Origin of the sequence: Bacillus cereus group sp. BfR-BA-01408 (genome assembly GCF_022663305.1) — a bacterium.
Lineage (GTDB): Bacteria > Bacillota > Bacilli > Bacillales > Bacillaceae_G > Bacillus_A > Bacillus_A pacificus.
In genome coordinates this window covers 18,530-31,253 of record NZ_JAKUFF010000055.1, presented here as the reverse complement: position 1 = coordinate 31,253, position 12,724 = coordinate 18,530, and the positions used below count along the sequence as shown (strand labels likewise).

The window sequence follows — 12,724 nt, the reverse complement described above, 5'->3', positions numbered from 1 at the left end:
AATGGTATTTTAAAAAGCTGGGAATGAATATTCATTCCGAAACTAACATGAAATTTTAATCGCGGGAGATGATGCAAATGAGCAAGCTGAAAAATTGGAGAAGTTTATCTTTTCTATTGTGGATAGTTATTACCATTACAATGATCGTTACGGTGCCTAATATGGATAAATTAGTGAAAGAAAAAGGGCACATTACGATTCCTAATACAGAACAAAGTAGTATTGCTGACAAAATGATAAAAGAAATGAATAAAGACGGGACAGAAAAGTATGAGATTATAGCAGTTTTTAATAGTGGTAGTAAAACAGCTTTAACGACTGAACAAAAAGAGGAAATAACAAAAACAATCAACGTTTTGCAAAATGAAAAAGAACAATTAGGAATTAAAGAAATTGTTTCACATTTAGATAATAAAGACTTAGAGAAACAATTAGTTTCTAAAGATAATACGACTATTTTAACGCAAATATCGATAGATAAAAAGCATGGTGAAATATCGAAAGTTACAAATAATCTTCATAATAAAGTGAAAACGAAAGAGGTAACAACGTACTTAACAGGAAGTGACTTAATCGCGGGTGATTTTCTTACATCCTCTCAAGAGGGAGTGAAAAAGACTGAAGTTATTTCAATTATTTTCATTCTTGTAATATTAATCATTGTATTCCGTTCACCTATTGTTCCAATTGTTTCTCTTCTTACTGTTGGGGTATCATATTTAGTTTCAATGGGGATTATTGCCCATTTAGTAGATCAATTTAATTTTCCGTTTTCTAACTTTACGCAAGTGTTTGTCGTTGTTGTCCTGTTTGGGGTTGGAACAGACTATAATATTTTATTATTTACAAGATTTAAAGAAGAATTAAGTAAACAAGAAAACGCATTTTTGGCTACGAAAGAAACATTTAAATCGGCAGGGAAAACCGTTTTATATAGCGGGATAGCAGTACTAATTGGTTTTGCATCTCTTGCTTTAGCGAGTTTTAAATTATATCAATCTACTTCAGCGGTAGCAATCGGTGTCGCAGTTTTATTACTAGTATTAACTACGTTAAATCCGTTTTTCATGGTGCTTTTAGGAAAAGGGATGTTTTATCCCGTTAAAACATTTAAAGGTCATGAAGACAGTCGTCTATGGGGATTCTTTGCGAAAAACTCAGTAGTAAGACCATTTGTAGCTTTAATTATTGTATTCGTGATATCGATTCCTTTCATATTAAAGTATTCTAATACACTTAATTACAACGACTTATTTGAAGTAGACAATAAATATGAGTCGAAAATGGGGATTAATGTAATAGAAGAACATTTTCCACCTGGTTTTTCTTCACCAAGTACGTTAGCCATTCAATCGAATAACAAGTTAGATGAGGCGAGTTCACTTCAAACTTTAGATGAACTAACTGATAAGATTTTGAAAGTGAAAGGTGTTTCAGAAGTATATGCACCGACACGTCCAACTGGTGATAGGATTAAAGAACTATATATAAATAAACAAGCGGGTGAACTAAATACAGGTTTAGGAGATGCCAATGGTGGTATAAAGGAAATTAATGATGGATTAACTACTGCGAAAGATAAGATGGGTAATAAGGACTCAAATAGTCTTGCAAACGTTCAAAAGTTAATTGATGGAACAAATGAAGCGAAGAATGGTGTATCGGCATTAGGAACAGCTTTAAATCAACTATCTAATGGCATAAATGATGGAGCAAAAGGTGCGCAGCAAATTGAGAGTGGGTTAACTTCAGTAAATGAAAATATAAGTATATTATCTCATGCAGCTTCACAACTTCATGCTGGCTATACGCAGTTAGAAAAAGGTTTAAGTTCTTACGGTCAATACTTCGGAAGTATTTCTCAAGCGATTGACGGTGCGAAGAAAGGTTATGAACAAATTGAAATGTTAATGACCAATTTCATCCAAACGAAACCAGAATTAGCAAATGATCCTAACATTCTGCAGACGATAGGAATTGCTAAAGAGGCTCAAAAGCAATTAGGTGGGCTTTCAAATGAATTAAATCAATTAGCAACGCAACACAATGCGGCGATGGGATCATTTAAAGAAGCGAATCAATCGTTATTGAAAGTGGATAATGGCTTAAAAGAAATGAGCAACGGAGTTACTAAGTTACAAAAAGGAGCAGCTGATCTTAAAAATGGATTAAATGAAGGTGCTTCAGGTTCAAAACAAATTGCGAACAAGTCATCTGAATTACAAACCGGATTAACGAAAATAAACGATGGGCAAGGCCAGCTATTAACCGGACTGAAAGACTTGCAAGAACAGATGGGGCAATTACAATCAGGACTATCTAAAAGTACAGAAGGCCTTGAAAAGGTAAGTAACGGCCTAGGGGATGCTCAGAAATATTTAGGAGAACTAAATGAATCAAAAAGCTCTGAGAAATTCTATATTCCAAAAGAAGTTTTGGAGGGAGAAGATTTCCAAAAAGCTTTGAATACGTACATGTCACATGATAGAAAGACTGCTAAAATGACAATCATTTTAGACGTAAATCCGTATTCAAAAGAAGCGATGCCAGTTATTCAAGAAATCAATAAAACGATAGATGGTACTTTGAAGGGGACGGAATTAAATCATGCGAAAACAGCAATTGGAGGAACGACAGCTAGAAACGTTGATTTAAAAGAAGTAACAGGGCAAGACTTCTTACGTACAGCTACAATTATGTTAATTGGAATTGCGATTGTATTAATGATGATTACACGTTCATTATTAAATACCATCTTTATTATTGGATCGTTACTATTAGCGTACTTTGCATCATTAGGGATAAGTGAACAAATTAGTACGCATGTTTTACATGTAGATTCATTAAGCTGGAATGTTCCGTTCTTTAGTTTCATAATGATAGTCGCTTTAGGAGTGGATTATAGTATTTTTGTAATGATGAGATACAATGAGTTAGAAGGGGACCCAGCGACGAAAATTGTAACTGCTTCTCGTCATATTGGAGGAGTCGTATTATCAGCAGCAATTATTTTAGGAGGTACATTTGCTGCATTAATCCCTTCAGGTGTATTAACGCTTATACAAGTAGCATCCGTTGTTGGTGTTGCACTGTTACTATTAGCTATTATTGTGATGCCAATGTTGTTACCTGCTTTAATAGGATTAACGAGTAAAATGAAGAATTATGCAAAGAAATTAAGTGAAAGGAAATAAAAGAATCCACTTTTAAAAGTAACTGGTTCCGTTATAGGATAGAAAATATAAAATAACACACAAATTAGGGATGCAAAATCACATATGATTTTGCATCCTTTTTTATATAGTTCACTCAAATAATGGTGGAATATCTTTTTTAAAAGGTAAATGGAAAATTTATGTTAAAATAATGATAGAGATTATGAAAAAATGTTCTTAAGTTAACGGTCAGGTTACTTTAAGAAGGATTTTTCAAAGGAAATGTTGAATATCGTATTTTGAAGGAGTGATTGCAGTGGAGTAAGTAATTTTTTAAATCTTGGTTAAATACTTTCAAGGAAGGGATTTATAAATATGAATACAAAACTAATAATAGTAGAAGGTTTACCTGGATTCGGAAAATCGACCACTGCAAAGCTAATAAATGAAATTCTAAACCAAAATAAAATTGAAGTTGAACTATTTTTAGAGGGGAATTTGAACCACCCCGCCGACTATGATGGTGTATCTTGTTTTAATAAATTTGAATTCGATAGATTAGTATCTAACAGTGGAGATTTTAAAGAAGTTCTTCTTAAAAGAGTTTTAAAAAAAGGAAGCAATTATTTATTACCATACAGAAAGATAAAAAATGAGTTTGGTGACCAGTTTTCGGACGAATTATGTAACGATATTTCAAGAAACGATATATATGAATTACCATTCGATAAAAATATTGAATTAATTGCTGACAAATGGAATGACTTTGCTGAAATTGCTCTAGAAGATAATAAGGTTTATATTTTTGAATGTTGTTTCATACAAAATCCATTAACAATTGGGATGATTAAATACGGTGAACAAAAAGAAAAAATAATAAATTATGTAATGAAAATTGCAAAAATCATAGAGAATTTAAATCCAATGTTATTCTATGTAGAACAAGATGATCTTGAATTTTCATTTAGGAAGGCATTAAAAGAAAGAAATCCAGAATGGTCCAAAGGAATTGTCGACTATTACACGAACCAAGGCTATGGGAAAGAACATAATCATTCAGGTGTAGAAGGAACGATAAAAGTTCTTGAGGCTAGAAGGGATTTAGAGTTAGAAATATTCGATATGTTAAAAATGAAAAAAGAAAAAATCAATAATACAAAATATGAAATTGACTCATATAGTTCAATGCTAAAAGATAAGTTAACAATAAAAATGGTGAAATAGCTTTTTACACTAACGGGTGCTTTAGTTGAAGAAGGAAATAAAAACGCTCAGAATATTTTGTGAGCGTTTTAGTTTGCTATTTATAATGCGAAATGCATTCAAATGATTGTATTATTTCAATGGATAAACATAATGCTCCAATTATAAATATTTTTTTCAAAATGAATCCTTCTTAAAGTGTGTATGTAACTTTAATATAATTAAAAACAAAGGTTTTATTCAAGTTTGTAAAGAAAGGAATAGCAATCAACCGTTGCTATTCATCCAGCTTCTACTATATAATAGCTATAGTCTACAATAATTGAGTCGTAATATGCGATTTTTTAAGACAATCGGTGAGAAAACGCTGAAATAAGCGGTATTAGTAGGAGGATACAAATGATTACAGTAAGTAACGTTAGTTTGCGTTTCGCGGATCGCAAATTGTTTGAAGATGTTAACATAAAATTCACGCCAGGTAACTGCTACGGCTTAATCGGAGCAAACGGTGCTGGTAAATCAACATTTCTAAAGATTTTATCTGGAGAAATCGAACCATCAACAGGTGACATACATATTACGCCAGGTGAGCGTCTTGCAGTATTAAAACAGAACCACTTCGAATACGAAGAGTTCCCAGTATTAGAAACTGTAATTATGGGTCATACTCGTCTTTACAAAGTAATGCAAGAGAAAAATGCCATTTATATGAAAGAAGATTTTAGTGATGAAGATGGTATGCGTGCTGCAGAACTTGAAGGTGAGTTCGCTGAGCTTAACGGTTGGGAAGCTGAGTCAGAAGCTGCAATCCTTCTTAAAGGTTTAGGTATTGGTGAAGACCTTCATGATAAGAAAATGTCTGAGTTAACTGGTGCAGAGAAAGTAAAAGTATTACTTGCTCAAGCTTTATTCGGTCAACCTGATATTCTATTACTAGATGAGCCTACGAACCACTTGGACTTAAAAGCGATCCAATGGTTAGAAAACTTCTTAATGAACTTTGAAAATACAGTAATCGTTGTATCCCATGACCGTCACTTCTTAAATAAAGTATGTACACACATGGCTGATCTTGATTTCGGTAAAATTCAACTTTATGTTGGTAACTATGACTTCTGGTATGAGTCAAGCCAATTAGCTTTAAAATTAACGCAAGATGCTAATAAGAAAAAAGAAGAGAAAGTAAAAGAGTTACAAAACTTCATTGCACGTTTTAGCTCAAACGCATCTAAAGCGAAACAAGCAACTTCTCGTAAAAAATTATTAGATAAAATTACATTAGATGATATTAAGCCATCATCTCGTCGTTATCCATTTGTTGGCTTCACACCAGAGCGTGAAGTAGGAAATGACTTATTAACTGTTGAAGGTCTTTCTAAAACGATTGATGGTGAAAAAGTGTTAGATAATGTGTACTTCACTTTAAATAAAGGTGATAAAGTTGCATTTATCGGTCGTAACGATATTGCAATGACGACATTATTCAAAATCCTTATGGGTGAAATGGAGCCAGATAGTGGTTCATTTAAATGGGGCGTTACAACATCTCAATCGTACTTCCCAAGAGATAACTCTAAGTACTTTGAGAACAGTGACTACAACTTAGTTGAATGGTTACGTCAATTCTCTCCACAAGATGAGTCAGAAAGCTTCTTACGTGGTTTCTTAGGCCGTATGTTATTCTCAGGCGAAGAAGTTAAGAAGAACGTTTCTGTATTATCTGGAGGCGAAAAAGTTCGTTGTATGTTATCTAAAATGATGTTAAGTGGTGCAAACGTAATTACACTTGACGATCCAACGAACCACTTAGACCTTGAGTCTATCACTGCATTAAACAATGGTTTAATCGCATTTAAAGGTACAATTTTATTCACATCTCATGACCATCAGTTCGTACAAACAATTGCAAACCGCATTATCGAAGTAACGCCAAACGGTGTAATCGATAAAGAGGCTACTTACGATGAGTTCTTAGAAAATGAAGAACTTCAAAAACAAGTAGATGCAATGTACAAAGGTCAATAATAAATGATGAAAACCCTCGCTTTCGTTTTGAGAGCGAGGGTTTTTATAATCATTATTTTTATGGATTGTGAATAATTATTCAAGAATAACTTTATTAGAGGAAAGAGATTTGGATTTTGCACATAGAAGAATGGCTGAAGCATAAATAACTGAATGAAGAAATAATATATATCAAAAAATTAAATGCTATCTATTGTGAATTTCATTATATTACATTAATGTTCCAGAACTGGAGACATATTTATTTGCGAAGTAGTGAATAAAGGTTTATAGTATGTGATGTCATAATTAGTGGATGAATCTTGGGAGAAAACAGGAAATGTTACAAATTTATTTTGTTAAATAGAAACCAAGGTCAAAATGTCTAAAAAGAAATAGTTGAATAAATACTAGCTTCAAATTATAATTACTAGTATTCTTCATATAGTTAAATATATAAAATCTATTTGAAGATAAAAAATTGAATAGAGAGACAGACTTATAAAAAAAATAAGCCTTGGATGATCAAAAGAGGTGGAGAAATGAAACAATTCTTATTAAAGAGCAAAAGTGTGTTAAGCAATCATTTTGGATTCTTTCTGTTTGCCGTTATTTTATTTTGGCTCAAAACATATGCAGCTTATGTAACGGAATTTAATTTAGGAATTTCAAACACAATCCAAAAATTCTTGCTGTTTTTCAACCCACTTAGTTCAGCAGTTCTATTTTTAGGACTTGCATTATTTGCAAAAGGGAAACGATCTTATATTTGGTTAATTGTTATCAACTTGTTATTGTCGATTCTTTTATACGCAAACGTCGTATACTATCGCTTTTTCAGTGACTTTATTACGTTCCCGACATTAACACAAACGAATAACTTTGGAGATTTAGGTGGTAGTATTATTGCGTTGTTACATCTTTATGATCCGCTATACTTCTTAGATACAATTATTTTAATTGTGTTAGTAGCAACGAAATTTGCAAATCCAAAACCAATTCGTGTTGCGAAACATAAATTATCTTTAGTATTTGTAGCAGGTATTTTATTATTCAGTGTTAACTTAGGACTTGCAGAATCTGACCGTCCTGAATTATTAACAAGAACATTCGATCGTAATTATATTGTGAAATATTTAGGGGCATATAACTATACAATTTATGATGGAATTCAAAGTGCGAAAGCATCAACAGAACGAGCATTAGCTGATGGAGATAATATGACAGAAGTAAGAAATTATTTGACATCAACTTACGCTAGTCCAAACCCTGAGTATTTCGGTAAAGGAAAGGGAATGAACGTAATCTATATTCATTTAGAGTCATTCCAAAACTTCTTAATTGACTATAAATTAAATGGTCAAGAAGTAACGCCGTTCTTAAATTCATTTACAAAAGATGCGAATACACTTTACTTTGATAACTTCTTCCATCAAACAGGACAAGGGAAAACGTCTGATGCGGAGTTTATGTTAGAGAATTCTATGTTTGGTTTACCACAAGGATCTGTATTTACAACGAAATCTCATAACACATATCAATCAGCACCAGCAATTTTAGGACAACAAGGATACACATCAGCAGTATTCCACGGTAACTATAAAACATTCTGGAACCGTGATGATATTTATAAATCATTTGGTTTTAATAAATTCTTTGATGCTTCATACTATGATATGAACGAAAAAGATGTAGTAAACTATGGATTAAAAGATAAACCATTCTTTAATGAATCCATTCCGTTATTAGAGACATTGAAACAACCGTTCTATACGAAGTTTATTACGTTATCGAATCACTTCCCGTATCCAATTGATAAAGAGGAAGCGACAATTGAACCAGCGAACACAGGTGACTCGTCTGTAGATACGTATTTCCAAACAGCACGTTATTTAGACGAATCTGTAAAAGGTTTCATCGATTACTTGAAACAATCTGGTTTATACGATAATTCTATTATCGTTATGTACGGAGACCATTACGGTATTTCAGATAATCATAACGCAGCAATGTCAAAAGTAATGGGTAAAGAAATTAACTCGTTTGAAAATGCACAGTTACAGCGTGTACCTTTAATCGTTCGTGTACCAGGTGTGAAAGGTGGCGTACAACATCAATACGGTGGTGAAATTGATGTTCTTCCAACTCTTTTACACTTACTTGGAACAGATACAAAAGATTATGTTCAATTTGGTTCAGATTTATTATCACCAGATCATAAACAAGTCGTTGCGTTCCGTAATGGTAACTACGTAAGTCCAACAGTTACTGCATTAAACGGCAAATACTATGATACAACGACTGGAAAACCAGTAGAATTTACAGACGAAATAAAACAAAATGAACAAATGGTTCAAAAATCACTAAAATACTCTGACCAAGTCGTAAATGGTGACTTATTACGATTCTACACACCGGAAGGATTTACACCGGTAGATCGTTCAAAGTACAACTATAACCATCGTGATAAAAATAAAACGAAGGTAAAGACGACTGAAGATGGGGAAACGAAATAAATATTAAAAAGCGCTACTCATATGAGTGGCGCTTTTGTTTATAAATAGAACGTTGTTATTATATAGAAACATCTTTAGTCTTTTGTTTCATCTTTCCAAAGAACACTACACCAGCAATGACAATAATGATGAATGCCCATTTAATGAAAGGGTTACTTTCGAAAAATGCAGTGAACCACTTTTCATCCACAATCATTTTCGCGGCAGTATAAGCTAAAACAGCTGCTCCAATTGTAATAATGATAGGATAACGGTCGACCCATTTTAAAATTAATGTACTGCCCCAAACTACTACTGGAATTGAAACCAATAGCCCGATGATTACTAAAGAAAAATTGCCATGCGCAGCTCCAGCAACAGCGAGGACATTATCAATGCCCATTAATGCATCAGCAATGATAATGGTTTTAATAGCAGACCAAAAACCTTCTTCTGCTTTAATATCATGATCTTTGCCTTCAGCAATTAATTTGTAAGCGATCCATATAAGAAGTACACCACCAATTAGAAGTAACCCTGGTATTTTTAACAACCAAACGACAACTAAAGTGGCGAGAGCTCTAATCGCGATTGCCCCGATAGTTCCCCATATAATTACTTTCTTTTGTTGATCTTTCGGTAATCGTCTTGCTGCTAATCCAATTACAATGGCATTATCACCGGCTAGCACTAAATCAATTACAATAATGGCAAGCAAGGCTGACAAATATTCGGCTGAAAGAAAATCCATATACACATCACTCCTTAAGAGTAATATGTGCTAAAGTGTTGATAATATAAAAAATAGGATTGAATTTGTATATTCAATCCATAATTACCATTTTTGAATTTTTTTTACCCCAAGCTTTATGATTTCGGTTTGGGTAATGAGTTGCTTCCCAGACCCAAATAGGATAGTTACCTTCGTAATGAGGCAATCTTGTTTTAGCAACGCGCACCATCCAGTCATATGAATATAAATCGTCTTGATCAATGAATTTTTTATTACCTTCTAAATAACCAACTTTCTTAAATTGCTTCCAAGCTTCTTCAGTTTGTACTGTATAAACGATCATATGGCACCTACTTATTTAAACTAGATTATAGTATAACATGTGATTTTTTTAAGTTAAATTCATGTGATTTTGAATTTTTATTAATATTAGAGAAGGGGGAGTTTGAGCGGAATATACGAGGAATAATTCTAAAACGATAAAAAGACTTGATTCCTAAATAAAGGAAATCAAGTCTTTTTCATTACATACGATTATCATGCCAGAAGTTTAATGGGAAGTGTTCGTTCTCACTATAGGCTTCTAATTCATATCCTTTTTCTTTCAGTCCTTTAATAATACCAGGTACTGCTTTTACGGATTGTGGGTGAATATCGTGCATAAGGATAACTTCTGTTGGCTTGTTAGCGCCATTTAGAACGTTTTCTACAATTTTAGCTGATGCAGCATCAACCTGCATTTTGTTATACTTCCAGTCTAAAGAATCGATTGTCCAATCCCAAACTTTTAAGCCATTCTCAACAACTTTGTTGCGAAGAGCCTCATTTAATCCTGGCATTGATCCGTAAGACGGACGAGTTAATACTGGTGATTTGCCTAAAACGCCAGCGATTAAGCCTTGATCTTCCTTCATCTCATCTACATAATGACCTTCTGTGTAAAGCTTCTTGTAGTTATGAGTCATACTGTGCATCCCAACGTAGTGGCCTTCAGCATCTTCACGTTTTACAAGATCAGGGAAAGCTTTTACATTTGAACCAATAAGGAAGAATGTTGCTTTTGCATTTTCTCTCTTTAACATATCTAAAAGCTCAGCTGTGTATTTTCCAGGACCATCATCAAATGTTAAGTAAGCTACTTTTCTAACTTGCCCATTATATTGTTTTGGAGCTTCTTTCGGTGCAAGAGATGATTGAATTTCACTTACAAGTTGAACAGATTTTGCTTCATCCTCTGTACTCGCTAGAGCAGTATGTGCTGATCCTAAGGCCGCTTCGTATGTAAATAATACCCCCGCGCAAATCAACATAGCCCTTTTCACTAAAGTTGTCATTCGAATTCCATTGTGCATAATTTTCCTTCTCTCTATAAAAGTTCTACTCTACTATATTAGCAATTATAGGGAGGTAATTGCAAAAAAACTTTTTTACAAGAGCAAAAAAGTTTGTCCAAAAGTATGCAAGATTTCAATATTTTGCTGGTTTACTAAAATGAAACAAGGATGGAATGAAAATGCATGTAGTTTGTTGCTATATATAATAAACCCAATGAGTGAGTTATACAGAGAATGCTGACGAAGAGTGTGCCTGTTGCATTAAAACGCATCTACAAAATTTCACATACCGTATTTTGAAAAATAAATATAGGAAAACCAAAAAGTAATGTAGAATATATCGTACATACATATATGAAGTCAACAGAAAAGATAAAGAGGTGGGCATATGTTACTTGAAGAAGTAATGCAGCAACTAGAGGAATACGGAACAGAACAGAATCGTAAAACGTATAAAAACCACGGAGCGAAAGAGCCACTATTCGGAGTTAGTTTTGCTAATTTAAAATTGTTAAAAAAGAAAATAAAAAAAGATCATGATTTAGCAATTTTATTATGGGAAACAAAAAATATGGATGCAATGACATTAGCAACAATGATTTTAGATCCAAAGAAAGTTACGACAGAACTGCTAAATAAATGGGTACAGGAAGTTGATTATTATTGTTTAATGGATGTTTTAATGACGGCTATTTGTACGTCGCCAATCGCGATAGAAAAAATGGAAGAATGGACAAAGTGTGATGATGAATGGATTGGAAGAGCAGGCTGGTCTTTATTAGCAAATATAGCGATGAAAAATAAAACGTTACAAGACGATTTCTTCTCTCCGTATTTAGAAGAAATTAAAGTAAATATACATAATGAAAAAAATAGAAAAACAGAAGCGATGAATCGTGCTTTAATCGCGATAGGAATTCGTAATGAAGACTTAGAGCAAGCAGCGATTGAAATTGCACGTGAAATTGGAAAAGTACACGTTGATCACGGGGCAACGTCATGCAAAACACCAGACGCAGAGCCGTATATAAAAAAAGCGAGAGAAAGAGCTGAAAAAAAGAAAGTGAAATAAGAAAAGGGGAACGGTTATGAAAGCAATGGAAGCGGCAAAAAGCATCATTACATCACAATTTCCGGATTGTGATGTAGCTTTACTTGGAGGAAGTGTTGCAAGAGGAGAAGCGACAAAAACATCTGATTTGGACATTGTAATAGTTGATCAAAGTTTAATGTCTTGTTATCGAGAATCTTTCTATAGTAATGGGTGGCCAGTTGAGGTATTTGTACATAATTTTGAAACGTTAAAAACCTTCTTTAAAATAGATTGTGACCGCGGAAGACCTTCGTTACCACAATTAGTTGCAGAAGGTATTGTATTAAAAGGGGAAAATGAAATTGTTGAGAAATTAAAAAGCGAAGCGAATGAGTTACTAAATAAAGGGCCAGCTAAATGGACGGAAGAAATGATGGAGCAGAAGCGTTATTTTATTACAGATACTTTGGATGATTTTATTGGTGCATCAAAAAGAGAAGAAGAGTTGTTTATCGCGAATTTATTAGCTGATTTATTACATGAATATGTATTAAGAGTAAATGGTAAATGGCTTGGAAGTTCAAAATGGTTTATAAGGGTACTTAGAAGATATGATGAACAATACGCAGATCAATTTGTAACAGCATTCGATCATTTTTATAAAACAGGAGAGAAAAGAAAATTAATTACTTTTGTAGAAAAAACGTTAGAACAGTATGGAGGAAGAATGTTCGAAGGGTTTTCTATAGGAAAGTAAAAGGGGGATA

General features: G+C 33.3%; 8 protein-coding genes and 1 pseudogene. 6 read left to right on the top strand and 3 right to left on the bottom strand.

Going from position 1 to position 12,724, the window contains the following annotated elements:
• Positions 1–77 precede the first annotated feature (77 nt).
• From MR083_RS19485 to ltaS, 4 genes are all read left to right on the top strand, one after another.
• A complete protein-coding gene (locus MR083_RS19485; RefSeq protein WP_242269724.1) occupies positions 78–3,194 on the top strand; it encodes an MMPL family transporter in 3,117 nt (1,038 codons plus the stop codon).
• Between the two features lie 336 nt (positions 3,195–3,530).
• The gene (locus tag MR083_RS19480; RefSeq protein ID WP_001093184.1) at positions 3,531–4,379 is read left to right on the top strand and encodes a P-loop NTPase family protein; all 849 of its coding nucleotides are present in this window, start codon (positions 3,531–3,533) and stop codon (positions 4,377–4,379) included.
• A 378-nt stretch (positions 4,380–4,757) separates the two neighbouring features.
• Positions 4,758–6,383, top strand: a complete 1,626-nt coding sequence (locus tag MR083_RS19475) for an ABC-F family ATP-binding cassette domain-containing protein (RefSeq protein WP_000633868.1) — start codon at positions 4,758–4,760, stop codon at positions 6,381–6,383.
• 521 nt (positions 6,384–6,904) lie between these two features.
• Complete coding sequence (gene ltaS, locus MR083_RS19470) at positions 6,905–8,878, top strand: lipoteichoic acid synthase (protein WP_000808747.1); 1,974 nt, start codon at positions 6,905–6,907, stop codon at positions 8,876–8,878.
• A gap of 58 nt (positions 8,879–8,936) precedes the next feature.
• Here ltaS and MR083_RS19465 read toward each other — a convergent pair whose 3' ends face one another.
• From MR083_RS19465 to MR083_RS19455, 3 genes and pseudogenes are all read right to left on the bottom strand, one after another.
• Entirely contained in the window at positions 8,937–9,608 is a 672-nt protein-coding gene (locus tag MR083_RS19465; protein ID WP_000346939.1) for a TerC family protein, read from the bottom strand.
• Between the two features lie 79 nt (positions 9,609–9,687).
• Positions 9,688–9,933: pseudogene (locus MR083_RS19460) on the bottom strand (DUF3841 domain-containing protein); the annotation flags it as partial.
• 181 nt (positions 9,934–10,114) lie between these two features.
• The gene (locus MR083_RS19455; RefSeq protein WP_000551433.1) at positions 10,115–10,942 is read right to left on the bottom strand and encodes a peptidoglycan-N-acetylglucosamine deacetylase; all 828 of its coding nucleotides are present in this window, start codon (positions 10,940–10,942) and stop codon (positions 10,115–10,117) included.
• 370 nt (positions 10,943–11,312) lie between these two features.
• Between MR083_RS19455 and MR083_RS19450 the strand changes: the two genes are divergently transcribed.
• On the top strand, positions 11,313–11,996 hold the full coding sequence (locus MR083_RS19450; protein WP_242269723.1) for a DNA alkylation repair protein: 684 nt from the start codon (positions 11,313–11,315) through the stop codon (positions 11,994–11,996).
• A 16-nt stretch (positions 11,997–12,012) separates the two neighbouring features.
• On the top strand, positions 12,013–12,714 hold the full coding sequence (locus tag MR083_RS19445; protein WP_074568071.1) for a nucleotidyltransferase domain-containing protein: 702 nt from the start codon (positions 12,013–12,015) through the stop codon (positions 12,712–12,714).
• Positions 12,715–12,724: the final 10 nt, after the last annotated feature.

Excerpts from the sequence above, each read along its gene's own strand:
- MR083_RS19485 (WP_242269724.1), top strand. The coding sequence starts at position 78 with ATGAGCAAGCTGAAAAATTGGAGAAGTTTATCTTTTCTATTGTGGATA.
- MR083_RS19480 (WP_001093184.1), top strand. The coding sequence starts at position 3,531 with ATGAATACAAAACTAATAATAGTAGAAGGTTTACCTGGATTCGGAAAA.
- MR083_RS19475 (WP_000633868.1), top strand. The coding sequence starts at position 4,758 with ATGATTACAGTAAGTAACGTTAGTTTGCGTTTCGCGGATCGCAAATTG.
- ltaS (WP_000808747.1), top strand. The coding sequence starts at position 6,905 with ATGAAACAATTCTTATTAAAGAGCAAAAGTGTGTTAAGCAATCATTTT.
- MR083_RS19465 (WP_000346939.1), bottom strand. The coding sequence starts at position 9,608 with ATGGATTTTCTTTCAGCCGAATATTTGTCAGCCTTGCTTGCCATTATT.
- MR083_RS19455 (WP_000551433.1), bottom strand. The coding sequence starts at position 10,942 with ATGCACAATGGAATTCGAATGACAACTTTAGTGAAAAGGGCTATGTTG.
- MR083_RS19450 (WP_242269723.1), top strand. The coding sequence starts at position 11,313 with ATGTTACTTGAAGAAGTAATGCAGCAACTAGAGGAATACGGAACAGAA.
- MR083_RS19445 (WP_074568071.1), top strand. The coding sequence starts at position 12,013 with ATGAAAGCAATGGAAGCGGCAAAAAGCATCATTACATCACAATTTCCG.